Source organism: Paenibacillus sp. NRS-1782 (assembly GCF_050467685.1).
Lineage (GTDB): Bacteria > Bacillota > Bacilli > Paenibacillales > Paenibacillaceae > Paenibacillus > Paenibacillus terrae_A.
This window is the reverse complement of the sequence record NZ_JBITPH010000041.1, coordinates 52,652-75,856: the sequence shown is the minus strand read 5'-3', so window position 1 is coordinate 75,856 and position 23,205 is coordinate 52,652. Positions and strand designations below refer to the sequence as shown.

At 48.3% G+C, this 23,205-nt stretch carries 21 protein-coding genes and 1 riboswitch; of the genes, 7 read left to right on the top strand and 14 right to left on the bottom strand.

The window, feature by feature from the left end; genetic code table 11:
* Positions 1 to 42: 42 nt before the first annotated feature.
* The 5 genes from ACIFQM_RS16480 to ACIFQM_RS16460 are packed head-to-tail and all read right to left on the bottom strand — an operon-like array spanning position 43 to position 4,526.
* Entirely contained in the window at positions 43 to 771 is a 729-nt protein-coding gene (locus tag ACIFQM_RS16480) for an ABC transporter permease (RefSeq protein ID WP_430041340.1), read from the bottom strand.
* Positions 771 to 1,487, bottom strand: a complete 717-nt coding sequence (locus tag ACIFQM_RS16475) for an ABC transporter permease (RefSeq protein WP_430041339.1) — start codon at positions 1,485 to 1,487, stop codon at positions 771 to 773. The genes ACIFQM_RS16480 and ACIFQM_RS16475 overlap by 1 nt, the downstream gene beginning before the upstream one ends.
* The gene (locus ACIFQM_RS16470) at positions 1,484 to 2,401 is read right to left on the bottom strand and encodes an ABC transporter ATP-binding protein (RefSeq protein ID WP_430041338.1); all 918 of its coding nucleotides are present in this window, start codon (positions 2,399 to 2,401) and stop codon (positions 1,484 to 1,486) included. Before ACIFQM_RS16470 ends, ACIFQM_RS16475 begins: the two co-directional genes overlap by 4 nt.
* Positions 2,402 to 2,460: 59 nt before the next feature.
* Entirely contained in the window at positions 2,461 to 3,852 is a 1,392-nt protein-coding gene (locus ACIFQM_RS16465; RefSeq protein ID WP_430041337.1) for a sensor histidine kinase, read from the bottom strand.
* Entirely contained in the window at positions 3,852 to 4,526 is a 675-nt protein-coding gene (locus ACIFQM_RS16460) for a response regulator transcription factor (protein ID WP_430041336.1), read from the bottom strand. The genes ACIFQM_RS16465 and ACIFQM_RS16460 overlap by 1 nt, the downstream gene beginning before the upstream one ends.
* A gap of 151 nt (positions 4,527 to 4,677) precedes the next feature.
* Here ACIFQM_RS16460 and ACIFQM_RS16455 point away from each other — a divergent pair, with 151 nt between their 5' ends.
* Entirely contained in the window at positions 4,678 to 6,441 is a 1,764-nt protein-coding gene (locus ACIFQM_RS16455) for an alpha-glycosidase (RefSeq protein WP_430048295.1), read from the top strand.
* Between the two features lie 98 nt (positions 6,442 to 6,539).
* On the top strand, positions 6,540 to 7,916 hold the full coding sequence (locus tag ACIFQM_RS16450) for a transcriptional regulator (RefSeq protein WP_430048293.1): 1,377 nt from the start codon (positions 6,540 to 6,542) through the stop codon (positions 7,914 to 7,916).
* Positions 7,917 to 7,989: 73 nt separating this feature from the next.
* Here the strand turns inward: ACIFQM_RS16450 and ACIFQM_RS16445 are convergent, their stop codons facing one another.
* The 3 genes from ACIFQM_RS16445 to ACIFQM_RS16435 all read right to left on the bottom strand — a co-directional run bounded on the left by ACIFQM_RS16445 (position 7,990) and on the right by ACIFQM_RS16435 (position 10,020).
* Positions 7,990 to 8,142, bottom strand: coding sequence for a hypothetical protein (locus ACIFQM_RS16445; protein WP_430041332.1), 153 nt, complete (start codon positions 8,140 to 8,142; stop codon positions 7,990 to 7,992).
* A 193-nt stretch (positions 8,143 to 8,335) separates the two neighbouring features.
* The gene (locus ACIFQM_RS16440) at positions 8,336 to 9,001 is read right to left on the bottom strand and encodes a methionine ABC transporter permease (RefSeq protein WP_430041331.1); all 666 of its coding nucleotides are present in this window, start codon (positions 8,999 to 9,001) and stop codon (positions 8,336 to 8,338) included.
* Entirely contained in the window at positions 8,998 to 10,020 is a 1,023-nt protein-coding gene (locus ACIFQM_RS16435) for a methionine ABC transporter ATP-binding protein (RefSeq protein WP_430041330.1), read from the bottom strand. The genes ACIFQM_RS16440 and ACIFQM_RS16435 overlap by 4 nt, the downstream gene beginning before the upstream one ends.
* Before the next feature lie 268 nt (positions 10,021 to 10,288).
* Here ACIFQM_RS16435 and pdaA point away from each other — a divergent pair, with 268 nt between their 5' ends.
* The gene (gene pdaA, locus ACIFQM_RS16430; protein WP_430041328.1) at positions 10,289 to 11,086 is read left to right on the top strand and encodes a delta-lactam-biosynthetic de-N-acetylase; all 798 of its coding nucleotides are present in this window, start codon (positions 10,289 to 10,291) and stop codon (positions 11,084 to 11,086) included.
* Positions 11,087 to 11,206: 120 nt separating this feature from the next.
* Here pdaA and ACIFQM_RS16425 read toward each other — a convergent pair whose 3' ends face one another.
* Positions 11,207 to 12,907 (bottom strand): glycoside hydrolase family 13 protein, encoded by a 1,701-nt coding sequence (locus ACIFQM_RS16425; RefSeq protein WP_430041327.1) that lies wholly within the window; start codon positions 12,905 to 12,907, stop codon positions 11,207 to 11,209.
* Between the two features lie 273 nt (positions 12,908 to 13,180).
* On the opposite strand from ACIFQM_RS16425, the gene ACIFQM_RS16420 reads away from it, so the two are divergent.
* The gene (locus tag ACIFQM_RS16420) at positions 13,181 to 14,272 is read left to right on the top strand and encodes a hypothetical protein (RefSeq protein ID WP_430041326.1); all 1,092 of its coding nucleotides are present in this window, start codon (positions 13,181 to 13,183) and stop codon (positions 14,270 to 14,272) included.
* Positions 14,273 to 14,376: 104 nt separating this feature from the next.
* Here ACIFQM_RS16420 and ACIFQM_RS16415 read toward each other — a convergent pair whose 3' ends face one another.
* The 5 genes from ACIFQM_RS16415 to ACIFQM_RS16395 all read right to left on the bottom strand — a co-directional run bounded on the left by ACIFQM_RS16415 (position 14,377) and on the right by ACIFQM_RS16395 (position 20,295).
* Positions 14,377 to 14,538 (bottom strand): hypothetical protein, encoded by a 162-nt coding sequence (locus ACIFQM_RS16415; RefSeq protein ID WP_430041324.1) that lies wholly within the window; start codon positions 14,536 to 14,538, stop codon positions 14,377 to 14,379.
* 17 nt (positions 14,539 to 14,555) lie between these two features.
* On the bottom strand, positions 14,556 to 15,713 hold the full coding sequence (locus ACIFQM_RS16410; RefSeq protein WP_430041323.1) for an SMP-30/gluconolactonase/LRE family protein: 1,158 nt from the start codon (positions 15,711 to 15,713) through the stop codon (positions 14,556 to 14,558).
* Positions 15,714 to 16,254: 541 nt separating this feature from the next.
* Complete coding sequence (locus tag ACIFQM_RS16405) at positions 16,255 to 17,316, bottom strand: EAL domain-containing protein (protein WP_430041322.1); 1,062 nt, start codon at positions 17,314 to 17,316, stop codon at positions 16,255 to 16,257.
* Positions 17,317 to 17,535: 219 nt separating this feature from the next.
* Positions 17,536 to 19,581, bottom strand: a complete 2,046-nt coding sequence (locus tag ACIFQM_RS16400; protein ID WP_430041391.1) for a bifunctional 2',3'-cyclic-nucleotide 2'-phosphodiesterase/3'-nucleotidase — start codon at positions 19,579 to 19,581, stop codon at positions 17,536 to 17,538.
* A 279-nt stretch (positions 19,582 to 19,860) separates the two neighbouring features.
* Positions 19,861 to 20,295, bottom strand: coding sequence for a pyridoxamine 5'-phosphate oxidase family protein (locus ACIFQM_RS16395; RefSeq protein ID WP_430041321.1), 435 nt, complete (start codon positions 20,293 to 20,295; stop codon positions 19,861 to 19,863).
* A gap of 209 nt (positions 20,296 to 20,504) precedes the next feature.
* Positions 20,505 to 20,614, top strand: a riboswitch (TPP riboswitch).
* A gap of 204 nt (positions 20,615 to 20,818) precedes the next feature.
* Between ACIFQM_RS16395 and ACIFQM_RS16390 the strand changes: the two genes are divergently transcribed.
* The 3 genes from ACIFQM_RS16390 to ACIFQM_RS16380 all read left to right on the top strand — a co-directional run bounded on the left by ACIFQM_RS16390 (position 20,819) and on the right by ACIFQM_RS16380 (position 23,198).
* Positions 20,819 to 21,865: an ABC transporter substrate-binding protein gene (locus tag ACIFQM_RS16390; protein WP_430041319.1), complete on the top strand. Its 1,047-nt coding sequence runs from the start codon at positions 20,819 to 20,821 to the stop codon at positions 21,863 to 21,865.
* A 266-nt stretch (positions 21,866 to 22,131) separates the two neighbouring features.
* Positions 22,132 to 22,425 carry an MTH1187 family thiamine-binding protein gene (locus tag ACIFQM_RS16385; RefSeq protein WP_014279449.1) on the top strand — a complete coding sequence of 98 codons (294 nt, stop codon included), beginning with the start codon at positions 22,132 to 22,134 and terminating at the stop codon, positions 22,423 to 22,425.
* On the top strand, positions 22,422 to 23,198 hold the full coding sequence (locus ACIFQM_RS16380; RefSeq protein WP_430048287.1) for an ABC transporter permease: 777 nt from the start codon (positions 22,422 to 22,424) through the stop codon (positions 23,196 to 23,198). Before ACIFQM_RS16385 ends, ACIFQM_RS16380 begins: the two co-directional genes overlap by 4 nt.
* Positions 23,199 to 23,205 lie beyond the last annotated feature (7 nt).

Sequence of the window (23,205 nt, the reverse complement as noted above, 5' to 3'; positions counted from 1 at the left end):
TTAAGTTCAACTTATATAGAAGCTGAATCCTCATATTCCGTCTTATATTTCTTTACGACGGAATACCGTCAGGCCCGCAATCCCAAACACAACAAAGCTACCCAGGACAACCATAATCAGCGTATCGGCTGGTACGATGAAAGCCCCGAAGCTGTCTCTTCCGGCAGGCATCATCGCCAGCACAGGCTGTACCCACGGATAGTACGGACCGTAGGTCTGTGAGTTGGCGACCAGAATATTGGGCACTGTGAAAACAAAGTTCAAAGCGAGCGGCGCGGCAAAGCTGGACCACAGGAAAGACACCATCAGCTGTAACGCAGCCAGCGGCAGACAGGCTACCCAGCCTGCGAGCAGACTTTGGGAAATAATTGACCAAGGAATCGGCCCGTTCATGTCCTGCACAGCTCCGACACCCAGCAGCGCTCCCCCGAACACTAGCTGAGTCAGCCCCACCAAAACCATAATCATCGTCAGCTTGGCTGCGTAGAGACTGGTGCGGGACAGTGGCAACGACAGCAGTTGCTTCCAGCCGCCGCCTCCATGCTCGAATCGGCAGACCATAGATGCAAATACGGCGGTTAGCATCGGCAGAAATAGCAGCGCATGCAATGTGAGCATAGTAGATAACAAGGCAAGCCAATTCCCTCCGGGAGTCGACAGTAGTCCGAACAGAACGGCAATCGCCGGGCTGACGAGCGCAAGCAACCAGACGGGCGACTTGGCTATTTTCAAACGTTCGACAGAAAGCAGTCGTACATATCCTCCGAGCATTACGCCACATCCTTTCTGCTAAAATGAGCCGCCGTCAGCAGACTGAGAAGCGCACCCGTTCCGCAGCCAATGGACGCAAATATCCACGCTTGAGGTGCAACCCATGCGAATTGCGGCCAAGCTAGGGGAAACCATTCAGACAGTTGTGATGCAAACAAACTGCCAATGCCTAGCGTAATGCCCAGTGTTACAGGCAGCGCCTGATTATGAAACGTGACCGTTAGCCACAACAGCAGTACGAGAATGGGCAGTGTACCTCCCAAGGGCCAGAACCCGAGCCGCAGCAATTCTCCTATCGGAGCAGGCTCTCCCCCGAAGCCAAGTATCATGCCCAGTCCCCACGTTCCAACGGTAAGGAGCAGGCAGGATACACACAGCATCCCGATAGCCAGCGTCAGCTTGGCCATATAGACGCTGAATCTGGAGATCGGCAAGGCCAATAGCTGCTTCCAGGAGTTGGACGAATGCTCCACATTCGCCAGCATGGAAGCGACCATCGTGGCCCCTAACACCAGCGCAAGGGGAACAAAAACAGCGATGTTATCCATCAAGGCTTCCCACAGATGACCCTTGCTGCGCGGAATCAGATAATCATAACGAAGCCCGAAATTCAGCGCCTGCATCGCCACCAGCCCAAGGGGTCCAAGGAACACCAGAAACCAGATCCCCTTGCTGCGCGCTTTGAGCAGATCCGCAGTCAGCGCCCGCAGCATCATAGGGAAGTCCCTCCTTTGCCGACGACCTGCATGAACATATCCTCCAGGGATTTGCGACGTTCCTCTACCCGGTATATAGCATGCGTATTTTCGACCAGCCTTCTGACCAGCAGCGCTACAGCCGCATCATTCATGCTTTCAAAATTCAGAGCAGCCCCGTCCCTCACCGAATGATAACCCTGCTCACGTGCAATGAGCTGGGCTGTTTCCGGGTCCGACGTCACAATACGAATCCCCCCTGCGGATTCCTGACGGAGATTGTGAATCGTATTCTGGAAAACCAGTTCTCCTTCGCGGATAATTCCCACCGTATTCGCCATATGCTCCACCTCGCTCAGCAGATGGCTGGATACCAGCACGGTGATTCCTCGTTCCTTGGGCATCGCCTGAATCAATGCACGCATTTCCTGAATGCCCTCCGGGTCCAAACCATTGGTAGGCTCGTCCAAAATAAGCAATTCCGGATTGCCTAGCAGCGCGGCGGCGATACCAAGCCGTTGCTTCATACCCAGCGAGTAGCCCTTGACCGGGCGCTTGGCATGCTTGGTCAGTCGAACGACCTCCAGCACGTTCGCAATGTTCTCCTTGGGCACATTTAAAATGCGACGAATGGCCTCCAGATTTTCCACTGCGTTCAAATGACCGTAATACGAGGGGTATTCGACCAGTGAGCCTACTTTACGCAAAATATCCAACTTATGTTTGCGGATATCCTTACCGAATATGCGAATCGTTCCCCGAGTCGGGCGAATGAGTCCGAGCAGCATACGGATGGTTGTCGTTTTCCCCGCTCCATTCGGGCCGAGAAAGCTGTAAATATCTTCACGCCCTATTTTCAGATCCAGCTGGTTAACCGCAGGACGTCCTTTGTATAATTTGCTGAGACTGCTCGTTTCAATAATGTATTCGTTCAAGTTTCTCACCTCGACACCTATCGTAACGTGCCAAGTTTAAGACCAAGGGAACTCTTAGTTTAAGTTTTGTTTAAAAAACGGATTTGGGTCCCGAAGGATGAACTGACAATGGCCCTCTCCAGATTCATTTCACGGGCCAGCAATTCAGTAATCGCCAAGCCAATCCCGGCTCCTTTTCCACTGGATTGCTGCTCCATTCCCGGTCCTTTATCCGCAATGACTAACGCCTCTTTCCCGTTATGCTCCTCTATATGGATACCGATATATTGGCCTGAGGCGGCGTGGCGAACTACATTTTGAAAGAGATTGTCCAGCAAACGGCGGAAGCCCTGCTCATCGACCTTCCACACGATACTATGCTCAGGCAAGTCGATATCCACCTCAAAGCCTTCCTTTTCCCAAACCGGGTACCAACTGGCCGCACACTCCCGTATCAGCCGCAGGATATCACGCGGTTCGTTATTCAACGTGTATTTGCCGCTGGAGAGAAGATTATAGGCAAGCAGGTTGTCGATCAGACTTCCGAGGTCTTTTAGCTTGTTTTCCATCAATGAAATAGACTGTTTTCCCCTGTCACTCAGGTTTTCGTCGTCCAATGTGTACAGGTGGCTGCGTACGACCGTAAGCGGCGTACGAATATCGTGTGACAGATCAGCGACCAGCCTTTTCCGCAGTTCTTCCTCTTGGCGCTCACGTCCCCGGCTCTCGGCCAGTTGCTCAACCATCTGATTGAACGCGTCCTCCAGCTTGCCGATTTCATCCGGGCGTCCGGTGCTGACGAAAATGGGCAATCCATCCTCTCCCCGTTGCGACATAGCTGCCTGAAGCCGCACCAGTCTGCGCCGAATGCCTCCAAAAAACAGGAGGGATACGAATATAAAAGCTGCAAGTATCAGTAAAATAAAAAAGAGGTAGTACAGCATCATGCTATTGTCCGTACGCTGCTGATCAAAGAACGAACGGGGAATTTTTAATACCATATAGCCCTGATCGGCGTTCTTCTTCCCACCGCCAATAGACGCGACTACAGTAAATAAGTCTGAATTCATGGCTTGCTTCATAAATACAACAGTCTGTGCCGCATCCCATTGCTTTGGAACGTCAGGCTGTGCGGGGAACTCCAGCCTTGTTTTTCCCGCTGCATCTACCCAAAATATCTGCGAATCGGGAAAAGAATCTCCCTGTATTTTGCGTAAATGGGTTGAAATTTGCTCCGGGGTGGCTCCTTTTAAGGCTACGGCCTCACGATGCCAGCTATCTTCGGTCTGAACCCTGGAGAGATAATGTGGATTGGAGGGCTTCATATCCGTACCCCAATCAGACAAGACACTACTTACAATTAACATAGCAGGCAGCATACTCGGCAATAGCGTCATGGCAACCACAATAATGATCAGATAGCGGAACAACAGTGAATTTCGGAAACGTACTCCCTTTCGCAGCCCGTTCATTATGCCTTCACCCGATAGCCTACACCACGGATCGTCTCAATGATGCGGGGAGTGGCAGGATCAGCCTCCAGCTTTTCGCGCAGATGCCGGATGTGGACCATTAGGGTTTTGTCCCCGTCGATATATGGATCGCCCCACACGGCTTCATACATTTGCTCCTTCGTCATAATCTGGCCCAAATGCCGCAGCAAATAAGCAAAAATATGATATTGCTTGCCTGTCAGCGTAATTTCTTCCCCGGTATCACGGTTCACAATACGGTTATCGGGAGGGTACACTGTCAGATGTCCCAACTGCAAGGATTCTTCGGGCACCGTACCTGAACGACGCAGCAAAACCTCCATACGTGCAATCAGCTCGTCCGGATGAAAGGGCTTCGTCACATAATCGTCGGCAAAATCCAGCCCTTGCAGCTTATCGTCAATGGAGGTTCGGGCGGACAGCATAAGAATCGGAAGCTCCGGCCGCTCCTTCTTGAGCCGTTTTCCAATCGTAAATCCATCCAGACCGGGTAGCATCACATCCAGAATCACAAGCTGGGATGTACGGGATACTTCCACAGCTCCATCTCCGCTGCGCAGCCACACCACAGCGTAATTCCGCTCTTCTAAATACTGATGCATCCAAGCACCGATATCCTGATCGTCCTCGATATATAACACATTTGTTTTCATTGGCACACACCTACTTATCGTTTTTCTTTTATGTAATGGGCATTATAGCATTGTTGGTACATAACCCGCGTAAAAAGGTTAATAACTACCTTATACGACATATACTATATGATTTCAAATTCTACGGCTCGTTAATTAGGAGGAATGCCATATGCTGCTGGAAGCGATATACCACCATCCGAAGCGCAATTGGGCTTTTGGTTATGATGATGCAACCCTATTTTTACGGCTTCGTGTGAAAAAAAATGACCTAACCGCTGTGCACGCTCTCACCGGGGACAAATACGACTGGGATCGCACCCGACAGCTCATTCCGATGTCCAAATTTGCCACCGACGGCAGATTTGATTACTACCAATGTACCGTAAAGCCCACTCACCGCCGACTGAAATATGGATTTTTGTTGGAAGACGAAGCAGAACAATTATGGATGAACGAGAACGATTTTACCACCCAAGAACCGCAAAATGCAGACGGCCTGTTCCAATACCCGTTTTTGAATCCAATCGATATTCTCAAGCCGCCTGCATGGGTGAAGGATGCGGTTTTTTATCAGATTTTCCCGGAACGCTTTGCGAACGGTGACCCCTCTATTAGCCCGGAAGGTACGGAGACATGGGGGGACAAGCCGCGAACCGACAATTTTTTTGGTGGCGATCTACAGGGGATCATAGATCATCTGGACCACCTGAACGAGCTGGGGATTAACGCCCTGTATATGACGCCTGTGTTCAAGGCGACGACCAATCATAAATACGATACCGAGGATTATATGGAGGTGGACCCGCATTTTGGGGACAAGGAGATGTTAAAAAAACTGGTGGATGCCTGCCACGACCGGGGAATCCGGGTACTGCTTGATGCAGTGTTCAACCATTCGGGACGTACCTTTAAGCCGTTCGTGGACGTACTGGAAAAAGGCGAAGCCTCGCCTCACAAGGACTGGTTCCACGTACATAGCTTCCCACTGAAAGTGGTGGATGATACACCGACCTACGATACCTTCGGGCTGGAGCCGATGATGCCCAAGCTGAACACCGAGCATCCTGAGGTGAAGGAGTATCTGCTGAAGGTGGCAAAATATTGGATCGAAGAGAGCGGCATCGACGGGTGGCGGCTGGATGTGGCAGATGAGGTGGATCACGCCTTTTGGCGGGAGTTCCGCACCACGGTCAAGCAAGCTAACCCGGATGCGTACATTTTGGGTGAAATGTGGAATGAATCGTCTGAATGGCTACAGGGCGACCAGTTCGATGCGACGATGAATTATCCGTTCACTTATGCGGTGAATGATTTTTTCGTCAAAAAAGAGTCCGATGCCCAAAGCTTCGCTTTTGCTATCGGACGGCAGTTGGCTCGCTATCCGCAGCAGGCCGCTGAAGTGGCCTTCAATCTGCTAGATAGCCACGACACGCCGCGCCTCCTGACGCTGTGTGGCGATGACCAGCGGCTGATGCGGCTGGCCGCTCTGTTCCAGTTCACGTACATAGGTGCGCCCTGCATCTATTACGGTGATGAAATCGGTCTGGATGGAGATGCCGATCCAGGCTGCCGCAAGTGCATGGAGTGGGACCCCGACAAGCAGGACCGCGAGCTGTTCGACTTTTACCGCGAGCTGATTGCGCTGCGCAAGGGGCATCCGGCGCTGCGTGCTGCGGGAAGCCTCACTTTCCTGGAGGCACAGCCGGAAGGCGGATCACTCGCCTATGAACGCCGCAGCGAGGAAGAGGTGCTGCTCGTGCTGCTTAACCGTTCCGGTAAAAGCCACGTGTTTGAGCTGGACATTCCCGAGCAGGAATGGGAATTGGCTTTTGGCAAAAGCCAGTGGTCCGCAGGAGCGAAGGGCTTCCGCGCTGAGCTTACACCCTACGGCTACGCCGTGCTAAAGGCAACGCCTGCGAAGCGGGTTGAATAGACACTCACTTTTCTACATACAAACATTCCCAAGACGGTGATATAATATGTTCAGATAATCGCTGATTTAGCATCCGGATTGTGAAAGGGGTGGTTCATTTGGAACATACAACCACGATACGCACAGAGCTGGAGCAATTTATGGCAGGAGAAGACCTGAGCATAACGCAATTTTGCGAAATGGCGGATGTAGAAGCGGAGACAGTCCATGCTATTCTGGGCAAAAAAATGCCCTTCTCTGTAGAGCAGCTGGATCGGGTTACATACGGTATGCGACTGAATCCAGGCCATTTTTATGGGCATTACATCGAGGAATATTGGGTCGAGGCTGTCCCCCATTGGCGCAATATTAAACCTTTTTTATACCGATGTGAAGAACTGAACAAGCTGGATTGCATTCAGCAAATCAGCTATTTAGAGTTGAATAGTACGGCCTACGCTCCTCTGTTGTTCGAAGTAGCTGAGGATTTTTTCAAACATGACAAACATGCCGCCGCAGTCCTTCTTTACAAAAATATCGTCAAAAGGGAGGGCGGCCGACGTTCAGAACGACTGGCCTTGTGCCAGTATCGCTTGTTTATTCTTGGGCTGGGGCCCGATAAAGAACAAAACGTCTACGCTGCTAACCGGGTTTTTCCACTTTTGGATCAGCTTGATGACATCGACCGACTCGACGCATTAAGAGAACTGACGAATGCATATATACATAGGAAATTATGGGATTTAGCCAAAGACCTGGCGCAGGATATGGATGATGAGGCTAATATTCAATACCTTCTTATGCACCAGCCCAATAAAGTTAATCAGGAACCACTCAAAAAGCCACAAAGACCCATGTTCTTTTATATGGCCTATTCTAACTATCTTCGTGCGAACATTTGTGAGGCCCAAGGAAACTACAAGCAAGCACTACAGTATACGTACGCGTATGCTGATCTAAGCTGGGTGAAGGAGACGGATGAGGAAACACAATACTGGCTGAACAAATGTAAAGCATGGGCCCGGTCCAGTCTATTTTTATATAAAATGCTAACCGGGGATGCAAGCGCTATTTTGGATTATGTTAAATGCATTGAAGCTTCACCAACCGGGCTGATGCCGGGACTGTTTAAAATCGTTAGAGTCGCTAATCAACAGGATATCAAGGTAGACTATTTTCTTAAAAAGTTCGACACAGACATTGCAGCCTTTATTGTGCGGGAAAAAGATATTGTTACGTATACGCACAAGATCACGCCAGATTTATATGTTCTTTTTCTGTATGAGCTGGCACACTATTATTTAAGCAGAGGGGCATTTGACGTTGGTTTTCAATATCTGATCGACGGTATGGAAAAAGCCTTTGAGGTCGATAATAAATCCTGTATCATTAATTATATTGGGCTTTATGAGCATTCCCGATTATTTGCGTCCCGTGAAACTGATGCAGAGTACAAGAGATTAATGGACGGAATGTATTTGAATGATGATTACTAACTCAGGCTAAACTCAAACAACGCGTGTCGATGGAGTATTGGCACGCGTTGGCTGCATAGATTTCTTAACCGGATTACTTATTTTGAATATCTGTTCTTACGACCCCGACATCAGAAGCATTAATAGAGATGGGGTTGCCACCTTGTCCAGACTGAGCTGAAGAAGATTGTCTGACGTCTACCGAAATTCTTTTATTTTTAAAGCCGCTTCGTCTCTTTCTTCCCAAAGCAATTACCTCCTAAAAATACGTGATTTTCCTTTCAATCTCTCCATTGCGACTCCTTTGTTTCCTTCGGATATAGAACCATCCCTTGAGTCGATCTAAACTGTGAAGAGATATGCTATATGAATATGCTAGAGTAAGAGAAGTTGTATCGGCGAATAGCAGATCATAGTAGAAAAGAGGCTGTCGGAACACTTCAACCCCTGCGCACTTTACGGGACAATAGGTTACCCAAGGACTGAACAACTTGCACAAATACGACAAGAATCACGACGGTAGTGAGCGTAACGACCGTATCGAACCGCTGATAACCGTACGATATCGCCAGGTCGCCAATCCCGCCGCCACCGACCGCGCCTGCCATGGCAGTGGCTCCAATCAAGCCGATTGCAGCTGTCGTTAACGACAGAATCAGGGAACTGAATGCTTCGGGGAGCAAGAAGTAACGAATGACCTGAAAAGGGGTCGCTCCCATCGCGTCTGCGGCCTCCAATATGCCGGGATTCACCTCCAGCAGCGAATTTTCGACCAGTCTGCCGATATATGGCGCAATATAGAAAATCAACGGAACAATCGCCGCGCTCGTCCCAATCGATGTATTCACAATCAGACGCGTCAACGGAATGATCGCTACCAGCAATATGATAAACGGTAAGGAACGAACAATATTAATGATCGGATTAAAAATGCCGTAAAACCATTTGCTCTCCAAAATCCCGCCCGGACGGGTAATGACCAGCAAAATACCGATAGGTATACCGATCAATGCGCCAATGAACAACGAGATGCTGACCATGAGCAAGGATTGACACAAAGCCTCCCACAGTTGATCCCAGGTTATAGAGGTTCCCGTAATCATCATATGGCCTTCACCTCCTGAATGTTGACCCCTTTGCTCTTGATAAAACCAACAGCCTGCTGGACGGCATGCTCCTCGCCGCGCAGTTGGATCGTCATATAGCCAATGGTCGTCTCTTGTATTTCCGTCATATTGGCAAACAAAATGTTCACATAGACCTCATGCTGCCGAATCAATTCATGAACCACTGGCTCGGAAGCAGCCTGTCCGATAAATTCCAGCTTGTACATCCGATGTGCTTCTTGCTGCTCGAACGATTGCAGCACACTATCCGGCACCGTATCATGAATAACCGTGCGCACAAAGCTTTGCGTCGTCTGGTGCTGCGGCTGTCCGAATACCTCCAGCACATTGCCCTGCTCGATGATTTCACCCTTTTCCATCACAGCTACCTTGTTGCAAATCCGCTGAATGACTGACATCTCATGCGTAATGATCAGAATAGTGATCTTGTATTCCTTATTAATTTTGCGAAGCAAATCCAGAATCGACTGCGTGGTCTGCGGATCAAGCGCCGAAGTCGCCTCATCACAGAGCAGGATAGACGGGTTGCTGGCCAACGCCCGCGCAATACCAACACGCTGCTTCTGACCACCAGAAAGCTCACTCGGATAGCTGTTCGCCTTGTCAGACAAGCCTGTGAACTCCAGCAACTCTTTTACCCGTTGCTCAATCTCCCGTTTGTTGCGCTTGAGCAGCACCAACGGAATCGCAATATTGTCGAACACCGTTTTCGACTCCAGCAGATTGAAATGCTGAAAAATCATTCCGATCTTCTTCCTTACCTTCCGAAGCCCTGATGTCGAATAGGTATTCAACCGCTCTCCTTCGACAAGAACTTCCCCGCTGGTGACCTTCTCCAGACGGTTAACCAACCGGATCAGCGTACTTTTACCTGCGCCGCTGAAACCGATAAAACCGAAGATATCGCCTTTATCTACTTTGATATTTATATTTTTAAGCGCTTCAATGCTTAACCCTTTTCTAACATAGGTCTTGGATACATTTTTTAGTTCAATCATTACTTCTAGCTCCTTCCGATTCCTTTAAGAAAGTAAGATGTCATTGAGCTGTTTGCATCCCTTTATCGTTAATTCACTAAATCCGAGTATTCTAGTAAGTTTTATAAAGTATACTACTTCGATTTAATATTCATGTCAATATGTGTTTTTTGAGGTTGTCCTAAGTTGAGAGCATTTTTTGCATAAACAGGCGTAGTATTGCAGACGCTATGGAATATGCCGAAGCATACACACCTTGCCCAAATGGGACGGAAGCGGAGGAAGTTAAATGAAACGAATATTTGCCTTGTGGCTATGCGTTGCGATTATGGGGATGTTAGCAGTTACGGGTGAATCCGCGCTAGCTGCTCAAACTGTTGACGAACAGCCTTATCATTTTGGATTCAAAAAAAGCAAGGGGGGCGAACTGCCTTCTATCGCACAAGAGGGATTTATGCACCTAGTTGAAAAACAGGGTGGCATCTTTCTCGGAGATACTACCAAAAAAGAAATATTTCTCACGTTCGACAACGGTTATGAGAATGGATATACACCCAAGGTGCTGGATGTATTAAAGGCCAAAAAGGTTCCAGCCGCTTTCTTTGTAACCGGACATTTTGTGAAGGATCAGCCCGCTTTGATGCGCCGCATGGCGAGTGAAGGCCATATCATTGGCAACCATTCATGGAGTCATCCTGATATGAGTACCATATCTTCGACAGAGATCCGGTCTGAGCTGGATCGGGTACGAAATGCATCGGCAGAGCTCACCGGACAAAAGGAAATGAAATACGTCCGCCCGCCTCGCGGCATTTTTAGCGAAAAGGCATTGGCCTCCTGCCGAGAAGCCGGATATACGAGCGTATTTTGGTCTGTGGCTTACAAGGACTGGGACACGAATATCCAGCAGGGTGCAGACTATGCCTACCAACAGGTTATACGTCAGCTTCACCCTGGAGCAGTCATTCTGCTCCATTCCGTATCCAAGGACAATACCGAGGCGCTGGCTTCGATTATTGATGAAGCCCGCAAGCAAGGGTATGAGTTCAAAAGCCTGGACGACCTTAAGGTTAAGCATTACCGCTAAAGTAGCAACTGAAAATTGGACGAATCGCTAAATATAATCAGCCCGATTGACACTGTGTACAGCAGACAGTGTCAATCGGGCTTTTTGCTTTACGATCAAGGAAGGTAGGGGATCATATACTTATTCTAAGGTTAGCTTATACACCCTTGCTTCATAAGGGCGCAGCTTCAAAGCATGCAGATTCTCCCCTTGCGATGGTTCGTAGTTGGACAGAAGCAGCTCCGCTTTGGCGGCAGGATAGCCCTCCTCCTCAGGCCAGTGGAACATCGGTTCACGATCAAAGAAATTCAATATGACTAGCAGATGCTCCTTGCCCAACGTACGGGTAAACACATATAACTCGTTATCCAGCGGCAGCAGCAGCTTATATTCACCATAAACGATCACCTCATGTTGTTTACGCAGGGCAATCAGCTTACGATAATAGTGATAAATCGAATACGGGTTATGTCTTTCCGCCTCAGCGTGGATGTGCGTGTAATTATCGTTGATTTTCATCCACGGCTCTCCATCGGTAAACCCGGCTGCACGCCCTCCATTCCACTGCATGGGCGTCCGCGCATTATCCCGGCTTTTTCTCCAAATTGCCGCCATAATCTGCTTCTCCGGTTCGCCCAGCTTCCGCTGCTGCTCATAATAATTCAATGTCTCCACGTCCCGGTAATCATCAATCGACGGGTAAGCGATATTCGTCATGCCGATCTCCTCGCCCTGATAAATGTACGGCGTACCTTCAAGCATATGTATGAAGGTTGCCAGCATTTTAGCCGACTCCAATCGGTACTGTCCATCATTCCCGAATCGCGAGAGGGCGCGCGGCTGATCATGGTTGTTCAGATAATTCGCATTCCACCCCTCCTGATGAAGCACCGTCTGCCAGCTACTCATCATTTTTTTAAGCTCTACCAGTGTCCACGGCTTGGGTTTCCACTTTTCTGTTCCCTGTCCCTGGGCATCTATAAACATGTGTTCAAACTGGAAAACCATATTCAGCTCATGTCGCTGATCCCCCACATAATCGAGCGCCTGTTCAGGGCCCAAGCCTGATGTCTCACCGACGGTCATTAAGGGATACCGCTCCAGCACCCTTTCATTCAGCATGCGAAGAAGCACATGCACCTGTTCCAAATTGGAAAAAAGCTGATAGGCCCGTACCCATGTCCGTTTCTCGGGATTATCGGCGTCTGGCAGCCCTTCCGCTTTGACAATATGGGCAATGGCGTCAAATCGGAAGCCATCGACTCCCTTTTTCAGCCACCATTCCACCATGCGGTACAGTTCAGCGACCATTTCTTCATTGTTCCAATTAAGGTCCGGCTGATGCTCGGAATACAGATGCATGTAATATTCGTCTGTAAGCTTGTCATATTTCCACACAGAACCGGAAAAATACGATTCCCAATTGTTCGGATATCCGCCATTTTTGCCTGTTCGCCATATGTAGTAGTCTCGTTTCGGATTATCCTTGGACGAGCGAGATTCCGTAAACCACGGATGCTCATCCGATGTGTGGTTTAAGACCAGATCCATCATAATTTTAATGCCTCGTTCATGCGCCTTGTGAAGGAGTTTATCAAAATCCTCCATCGTCCCGAACTCATCCATAATGGCATAATAATCGCTAATATCGTAGCCGTTATCATAATTGGGCGATTTGTACACCGGACAAATCCAGATGACATCAATGCCCAGTTCACTCAGATAGTCCAGCCTGGACAGAATACCCTGTAAATCTCCTTTTCCGTCTCCATCCGAATCCTGAAAGCTAATCGGATAAATCTGATACACAACGACTTCCTTCCACCATATCTTTTTAGGCATGTTTTCCTCCTGTGGTTTCTCTGTACATCCAATAGCATATGCTCTTAACATACACGCAATACCTGCGGGCGAATCGTTGGTGTCACGCGGAAAAGGAAGTTTGAAGCTTGCTTCGACGCAATCGCAGAGCCATGATGAGGCATTCAGATTTTTTTGAATTTTTTTTTAAAAAAACAGGTTGTAAAAGTTACTCTGGCGTTATCTATATATATGAACCGCCCATATCCATGAGCCAGAAGCGGTCCCATTCTCTAAATCAAAGGAGGAACTCACATGAACCATCGCCCCAAAGAGACAAAGGATCTGATTGTGGAGTCGGCTGTGATCCCGCCAAATATCAATGTGGATGTGGAATCAGCCACCGAAGGGGGAAAGCGCCGCCTGATGCTTAGCGATAACCCGGAGACGCTCACCTCCGTGACTGTACCTGTACGGCAAGCCACCCTGTGGCATGACGTAGTACGCACAACAACCCGGACGGTCAAGCATCGCATTTTCGGCTGGCATTACAACAAAATTGGCGCCCCCGTCAAACTGGGCATCACCGTAGAGAACAAAAGCGATGCTGCGCTGGAGGTACGTCATATCGAGCGGGCTTTAGAGATCGCACCTGAGGATGGTAACTGGATTATGGATGTCGGGCAGTCTATTGCCAAAAGCTGTGTGGCGGGTACGATGAAGCGATTGAAGCCGGTAGACCGTCATAAATTAGGCAAAGGTACAGCGCTGCTGGAAGAATTCGAGCTGCCAGAAGGATCGCTGGCCGGATTCACCTATGATCTCACTGTGGAATATGCCGAAGGCCACGGTACGTTGAACTATGTAATCCGCACCGTGGTCAGCAAGGATATACAGACCGACCTGCGCGAGATTCATGCGGAGCCGCTACCACCCGTACCGCCGCCGCAGGCGCATCCGCGCGGTACATGGTCCTTTTCCGAAACAAACGCGCGGATGCCGGAGTACGTGGTCGGGCAAAGCGCTAACTACCGAGCATGTGCCACCAAAAAATTGAACGGTGAGACTCCCGCCGATCTACTATTTACTGGGGCTCGCAGCGAGCTAAGCCCTGGGCTTGATAATCGTGGACAATTCGGTGTCATATATAACGCTACGATTCCCATCGTCAACGACGGTCACGAGAAACGTACGGTCCGCATCTACGCCAATCCGCGTGGGGGAGCGTTCGCCGGGTCTGTGCGTGTGGATGATCATGTATATGGTATCCCTCTGCTACGAGATAATACCAAGGTATGTCGATTGGCTGATATCAGCGTGCCCCCCGGCAAGTCCAGCTATTCTCTAAGTTTTATGATTGCAGGCAGTGCAACCACGCCGTTGGGCCTGTACGTCATCACACTATAGCTATACAGTTTTAAAATTTATTGGACAGTGTACGCTTCGTCATTAGTGTAAAAAAAAGCGCGAGTCCAAGGGTTATTTTCCCCCTGTAACTTGCGCTTTTTGGATTAGCAGAATACATACCGCTCTATTTGAACCGCTGGACCTGCCTCGAAGGCATAATGGTCAACTCCGGAATGTTGACATGCTCCGGCTGCTCCAGTGCATAAAGGGCAGCCCGCCAGGCTTTCCTTCGCTTTCCAGGATAATTTCAACTCATCCAATATCATGTTTAACCCTCCCAAGCTTATTTGGTTAAAAGCACGCGATGAACACCCTGACTGCCTCCAGGAGCTGTGCCTATATATAAATATCCGTCATGGTTTACAGCCGTGGTTATGCCATAAAGCGAGCCTTCAGGATCATGCCAGCTTCCGATGAGTTTACCCTGTGGATGAAGCTCCAAAGCAAGCCCATGCTTCACAGGTGCGCTTGCACCGCTGAGCAGCGATTGAGGCAATTTGGCCATCATTCCAGCTAGCCAAGGACTTTTATGCATCTGATCTACAAAGGGAATACGTGTTGTGAAGAGACCGACCCAGAAATGGCCTTGATCATCACGCGTAATGTTATCCGGAAAACCGGCGAGATTATCCGCAAAAATATCCGAAGTCCCCTTTTTCGGTCCTTTGAGCCAGTATCTGGTCAATTGATAGTGATACGACTCTGCCACAAGCACAAAATCTTCGTCCGCAGACAGGGCAACCCCGTTCGCAAAATATAGGCCTTCCAACAGAACTGTCGTCTGCTTGGTCGCCGGATCATATTTTAGCAAACGTCCATGTGGCTTGTTCTCGGCGATTTCTTTGAAAACTACACTGCCATAATTGGAGGTGTCAGAAAAATAAATAGTGCCGTCTTTGGCAATATCCAGCTCATTGGCCAAATAGATCGGTGTGCCGTCGACTTGATCGGCCAACACCGTCACGTTTCCGGAAGGATCTACTGACAGCAGCCCCTTCTTAACATCCGTAACAATCAGATTTCCGCTTGCGTCAAACATAAGTCCATTGGGCGTCCCTTTGGTATCTGCATATAGCTGGGCCTTTTGCGGATTGCCCTTTGTATCAAAGGCAACCTTATAAATTTTCCCGTCGGAGTCTCCCGTATATAAATTTCCTTTCTTATCAAAAGTGATAAATTCCGGAAACTTAGGGGCATCTGTAACAAGCTCTGCGGAGCTAAGTTTATTGTTTTGTTGCCATGGCCCCGCTTCTTCAAAAGAGGGGGGTGAAGGTGCAAGCCATTTTGCAGGTTGGACAGGGGAAGGGATGAGCATAAAAGTAACCACTCCCAGAAGGATGACCACCAGCAGCGACAATCCGGTTCTTCGTACCCATCTACGCGGCTTCTTATTTTTTCTTCCTTGAGAATCTTTGACAGACAAATCAGGTTTACTGGGCATTAGAGTGCCTCCTAAGTGATGTGAATAATATTTAGATTTGAACGACGATTTTACCGAAATAATGCTTTCCTTCAGCTATAAAGTGCGAAGGCTTCGCCGATTTGGCTGAGCGGGAATACCCGGTCGATGACAGGATGTAAACGATGGCGAGAAATGGTCAAGCCCGGTAAGAACCCGACCATGTTCACAGTCCGTCCCTACGAGTATGTCGAGTTACGCAAGGCTAATTCTTCAAAGCCAAAACCGTTTTTCAGTTGCACTGCTTTCATTTTGGTTATCCTCCCTGCAATTTTTAACTTTTTACTCACCATGGATACATTGTACTTTAAAAGAAACGATGTTTCCTATAAAATACACTGTATCCGATTGTCTTCAAAACGTCAATCTTTACTGATAGCTTTCGCTTGCCCATTACTTGCTCAGGTAGGCAAGCATAGACCAAAAAACGCGAGTTGCAGGGGTGAAAAAACCTCTGCAACTCGCGTTTTTTACATTAATGGTGATATAAGCACTGTCTAATACGGTTTATATTTGTATCTGACTACATTACGCTATTAAGCATAAAATTGGAGGGCGGACTCGACTCCGGCTTGCCAAACAAATAACCCTGAGCCAGCGATACTCCTGCTTCACGACAAAACTCAAAATCTTCCATCTGCTCGACTCCTTCAGCCAGTACTTGCCCGCCAAAATGAAAAGCCGATTCCACGATCCCCGTAATTTGTCGTTGCTGGTCGCTGTTACGGTAGCAGCCATTAATTAAACTCCGGTCAATTTTCACATAATCCGGCTGGAGCCGATTCATCAGCTCTGTCGTAGAATAACCCGCTCCCACGTCATCCAATGCCACCGAAATTCCACGCTTACGATATTGCTCAAAAATATGATTTAAAAAATTCAGATCATTTATTTCTTCCGTCTCTACAACTTCAAATACAAAATCCTCCGTATTCATGGACAACCGATCAATCGTCTCAAAGGTTTGATTCAAACAGTAGGTCGGATTATAAATGGTGGAAGGAAGAAAGTTAATAAAACGTTTGATTCCCGCAGGAAGGCATGTTGCACTTTTTTCAATCGCAGAAATACGGGCCGACCGATCCAGATGTGCGTGTAATCCGGCTTCACGTGCGGTTTCAAACAGCCGAAAAGGCTGAAAGGATCTCTGTGGATGTGACGGACGCAACAAAAATTCAAACCCGATAATGTCCAGCTTGTGGTCAATAATAGGCTGCATATGGCTGGAAAAGCTTTGATCCACAATAACATTCATGACATCTGGATGCTTGATTCGTGCTTGCAGTTGACTGAATGGAAGCCAGTCCTCATATCCTTCGACAGAAAACGATCCGGCCACCACGACCTCCATATGTAACAACCATTCCTTCGGCAGAAAAGCAAGCCTATCCATCAACTGCTCCAGCTCCGCAGGACTGTCATAACGCAACGTAATGCCGTCCTCGCGCCCTTGTTCCTGTTTCCTTTGTTCCGACAGCAAACCCAAGTTACCCAGCACTTGAGTAAGCGACACCCTCGAATGCCTGATTTTCAGCAATCCCTGGTCCTTAATAGGTAATATGATGCTGCAATTGCTGCAAGTCATAATGGTCCTCCTCGGAACAATTTTCCGATTTTTTCACCATTATATCACAAATAACTAGAACAAAAGAACTATATAAATACGTGTTTTAACAAAAAATAAAGTCTTTTGCACCAATTATAAATTCAAGTGCCGTTATACGTGGAACCAAAAAGCAGCAAGTCTCTCGGCTACGGAGACTTGCTGCTTCATTTTGAATTTAAATGGACCAGAAACCCAGACTTATTTGGAAGCCTTTGGTTTGGTGGTTTTAGCTGGTTGAGCTACCGCAGGTTTGGTCGCTTTTACGGCTGGCTTCGCTGTTGCTTTCGCTGAAGTGACTGTTTCCTTTACAGGAGTTGTTGCTGCATTGGGCTTCGCGCCAGCTTTAAGACTATATTTGGCAAAGCCATCAGCCGCACTGCCAAGGAATGAGATTTTCTGGTTTCCGGCAAGTACGTCTTTTGCATCAGGCGAGGATTCGAAGGTAACCTTAGCCTCACCGAAAGGAGCAATAGACCAGTTGCCGTCCGCAGCCGGATTAATCGTTCCGTTCGTACGGATGTAATCAATAACGACTTGGCGGCTTTCGTCCGGTGCTGCCATCACAATACGTTTGCCATCCGGATTCGCCAGTTTGGATGAGGAAGCACGATAGTTGTTGGTCGCTACGATAAATTTCTGTGCAGGATCAATTGCTTTCCCGTTGTATTGTAAATCCTTGATACGATGAGCAGAAGGATTAATAACGGTTCCCTTCGCATCATATCGTGCAGGCTGAGTCACATCAATCTGGTACTTTACACCGTCAATGACATCAAAATTGTAGGTAGGGAAATCTTTGTTAATCAGCGATTGTTCATCGGTTTTCTTTGGATCGATAGGGTTGAACTGGCCAGCAGACCACTCCAGCCATTCCTGAATTTCAGCACCGGTAACTTCTACGGCTTGAACTGTGTTCGGGTACACGTACAGATCGGACACGTTTTTAATGGCTATCGTGCCTTCAGGAATGTTGGTGTAATACTCAGCACCGTTTCGACCACCAGCCTTGAATGGAGCGCCAGCCGACAATACGGGAAGATTTTCGTATTCGGTCCCTTTAAGATGGTTTTGTACATACCATTTTTGTGCATTCGTCACGATCTGAATGGATGGATCATCCTGAACTAATGCAAAATAACTGTTAATCGGTGCGGTCGTGGTTCCTACTGGTTGACGAACATAATCCAGCGTTCCTGTATGCTCTTCATTGATCGCATCTGTCAGTTTGAATTCGGGTTTGATCTGCGCAGTCTGATTTTTGGTATTCACAACCGGACGTACTTCCGACTGAGAGTTGGTTACATTCCACACGCGGTTTTTCTTTTCCAGGCTCAGGTCAATAATGCCCAGTTCCTTGCCCCATGAGGAAGCTTCCACAGCTGGTACACCATTAATCGTTCCTTTATCCAGGTCTACACCACTCATTTCTTTAAAATCAGGGCCGGGGAAGGATTTATGCGCATGTCCAAACAGAATAGCGTTAATTCCGTCCACCTTGCTCAAATATTTAACGGCATTTTCCATCATCGGAGTTTGTGGTACATCCTCATAACCTGTGTGTGCCAGCACAATAATAATGTCAGCACCCTCGGTTTTCATTTGAGGAATAAACTTTTTCGCCGTTTCCACAATATCCTTGGTAACGACCTTCCCCTTCAAATTGCCTTCATCCCACTGCGTAATTTGGGGCGTTACCAAGCCAATCACGCCCACTCTGAGTGGATGAATTTGACCCTTTTCATCCGTCACTTCTTTATCAAGAATCCGATAAGGGGTAAAATAATTTTTAGTTCCTTGGCCCCCATCATCGTAATACACGTTCGCATTTACGTAAGGGAAATCGGCTCCCTTGAGTGATCTTTCCAGAAAGTCGAGACCATAGTTAAATTCGTGATTCCCCACCGTAGCCGCATCATAGCCCATCAAGTTCATCATCTTGTAGACCGGATGGACTCCGCCCTCTTTCTCGAAGGCTTTGCTTCTGGCCATATAATCACCTAGTGGATTGCCCTGCAACAAGTCGCCGTTATCGAACAACAGGCTGTTTCTTGTTTCACTGCGCGCCTGCTGAATCAGTCCAGCTGTGTTAATCAAGCCATATTCATTCGTTTCCCTGTCCGCATAGTAATCGTAATTCATCAAGGCCGCATGAATATCTGTTGTTTCCATGATGCGCAAATTCACTGTACCGCTATCCTTGGATTCGCTGGCAGCCCAGGACGGAGCGGCCGAAAACACCAGCATGCTACAGGCTACAACTACTGCTGTAAGCCCTCTAAAGCATTTTTTATGAAATATCAAAATATATCCCTCCTCATTAAGGTGTAGGCGTCATACACATGCTTTTGCACATATATGTAAGCTTTGAACCCACCATTCCTATTTTAATCCAATGACGGACAAATGAGTAGTCATTTACTCCATTTATTTATGAAAAAATAATTAATTTTCCGTAAACTTAAAAAACCAGCAAACCTCCCAAATAACTCGGAGAATTGCTGGTTTCCTCATATTCTAACCGTTCTATTTCTCCCAAACCTGACGTCCGTTTTGCTTACCCATATACTCAATACGAGTCGGATTCACATCCAGAATGACATAATCGGGGTCATCTGGGCCAGAAAACCATTCCTTTAGCGAATCATTCCACACTTGTTTACGGAGTTCCTCGTCAGCTGTTACCCGGACAGTAGCCTCAACCTCCACGACTTCCTTCGTACCGCCAACCTCATAGCCCAGCAGCAGATAAGCGTTTGGATTATCCTTCAGCTCTTCCACCTTATGTGTTTTGCGATCTGTCGCGAGATGAATGTTCAGCCCTTCGTTAAAAAGAGCCATATAGCGTACCTTCGGCTTGCCGCCCTCCACCGTACCCAACGAGCAAAATTTGTTGTTATCCAAAGCCTTTACAATGGCTTGTTCCAGTTGGCTGCGATCCAATGTTTCCGTTTTACCCACGGTACAACAACTCCTTTTCGCAAATTAGAATTCCTGTGAATGCCATGCCTTGAACCGAAGGATCATAGTCATTTTCAGAACAAAGCTCACAATAAAAGTGTACCCTGACGTGCGGCAAATGAACCGTCACTTCTTCCCCCATGCTGGACAGACCCGCCTTCTAGGCATATAATCGTCGTAGTAAACCCGAATGAATAACCCATTTGACTATACAATGCCAGGGGTGCTGGAATCGGCCGGCTGAGAGTGTGTCCCAAGACACTGACCCTTACAACCTGATCTGGGTAATGCCAGCGTAGGAATGCTTAAGCAAGATGCGCCCCCTTTTTCTTACTACGGTGGGCCATCCCTTACTTTGGTATATACAAGCGCAAGCGTCCCGGAACATCGGGGCGCTTTTTTTTGTTGAGGATGATGTTGTTGTTGGAACAGATAGCGTCCGGCAGAAGTTATTTTTGTAAAATGGGAAACATAAGCTGTCTGATCCGACGGATTACGGGTAATAAAAGGAGAGAAAACAACGATGAAGCGCATGAAAATGTTAAGCCTGGGGCTGATCAGCCTGTTGCTCATGACCCTGACTCTGACCGCCTGCGGCGGAAGCTCCTCCTCTGCGCCACAAGGTGCGGCTCCTGCCGCCAATACCCAAGCGACCTCCCCGACCAAGGGACTCCAGGATGTAAAAGTCGTGCTCGACTGGACGCCAAATACGAATCATACGGGACTCTATGTCGCCAAGGACAAAGGATTTTACGAAAAAGCAGGCTTGAATGTCCAGATCGTTCAGCCCGGTTCGGGCGGAGCCGATCAAATGGTTGCTTCCAATGCTGTACCTTTTGGTATCAGTTATCAGGAGGGCGTCACACAAGCTCGTACGCAAGGGGTACCGCTCGTATCCATCGCTGCGGTCATTCAGCATAATACATCAGGCTTCGCAGCCCCGGTTGACCGCGGGATTAAGAGCCCGAAGGATTTTGAAGGTAAAAAATACGGCGGCTGGGGTTCGCCCGTAGAAGAAGCGGTCATGAAATCCATCATGGACGCAGACAAGAGCGATGTAAGCAAGGTGAAGATCATTAACATGGGCAATGCCGATTATTTTACAGCCGTGAAGCGGGATATCGACTTTGCCTGGATTTTCTACGCATGGACCGGGATTGAAGCCCAACTACGGGGTGAACCACTGGATATGCTGTATGTAAAAGATTATTCCAAAAGTCTGGATTACTATACACCCGTCATCGTGAGCAACGAACAGACCATTAAAAATGATCCCGAGCTGGTCAAGTCCTTCATGGACGCGACCGCCCAAGGCTATGAATATACCATCGCTCACCCGGAAGAAGCCGCAGACATCTTGACCAAAGCGGTTCCGGAACTGGATAAAAAGCTGGTACTCGCCAGCCAAAAATGGCTAAGCCCGCGTTATCAGGACGATGCCGCCCAATGGGGCGTACAAAAAACGGAGGTCTGGAAAAACTACTCGGACTGGATGTACGAGCGCAAGCTGCTCAGCAAGCCTTTGGAAGTCAATAAAGCCTTCACCAACGACTTCCTGCCCAAGCGCTGATCTTGTAAATCGAGCTTAAAAGTAGCCTTTGCGCCACTACGCAGTCGGATGGTGCTTCGCTTGTAAAGCACCATTCCGCCTACTTCGTTCTTATGCTTGTTTCGCTTTTATAAAAATGCCACACCAATAAAACCCAAAAATATGGTGCTTTTAAGGCGGTTGGCAGCGTAGCGTTACATTTGAATCTGAAGAAGCGAAGCGGTCTCCCCCCCTTAAACCACCATATTTCCCTAAAAACACTCCAAATAAAGGACAGGTGAATTCACATGGCTAACACACTGCTCAGTATTCAAGTAATTCCTAAAACCCCCAATAACGAGGACTCTTACGCATATGTAGATAAGGCAATTGAAGTTATTCAGCGCTCCGGTGTCAAACATCAGGTGAACCCATTGGATACGACCATGGAAGGCGAGCTGGACGAGCTGCTAAAGGTGGTTAAAGAAATGCACGAGGCACTGACAGAAGCAGGCAGTCCAAGCATCATTTCACAAATCAAAATCGCACATAACCCGCAGGGCATCAGCATGGATAAGCTGACCGAGAAATATCGCCCATGAATCCGAAAGGCAAAAACGCTTCTTGGTGGAAAAGCGTATGGCCGCCCCTTGTGGCGGTCCTCTTCTTTTTAGCCGCCTGGCAGGGAGCGGTTTCCTATTTACATGTTGAATCCTGGCTACTGCCAGCTCCGTCCCTAATCGTGCAGGAAGGAATGGCCCAGTCGGCGCTGCTTGGCGCCCATACTTGGGCTACCGTTCGCTTAACGCTGGCGGGATTTACGATCGGCACAGCAACGGGATTATCGATTGCCATTGTTCTTCATACCATCCCTTTTCTCAAATCGGCTCTGTATCCGCTGCTCATTCTTAGTCAAAACATTCCGACCATCGCTCTCGGCCCGTTGCTGATGGTGTGGTTTGGTTTTGGCGTGTTGCCCAAGCTGATGGTGATTACACTGGTCTGCTTTTTTCCTGTGGCTGTAGCGGCCATGGACGGGCTGACGAGGACGGACCGCACGATGATGAGCTATATGCGCATGTCGGGCGCAGGCCGCATGACTATTTTCATGAAGCTGGAGCTGCCGCATTCCCTGCCACAAGTATTTTCGGGCATCAAGATTGCCGCCACATACAGCGTAATGGGCGCGATCATTGCGGAATGGATCGGCGCCAGTGAAGGAATTGGATATTATATGAACCTGCAAAAGTCGGCCTACCGCACGGATCTGATTTTTGCCGCCATTGGCATTATTGTTACACTTAGTTTGTTAATGTTCGTAGCTATTCTACTGCTGGAAAAATGGCTGGTACGTTGGAAACCCGACCAGGAATAGCTTCCAA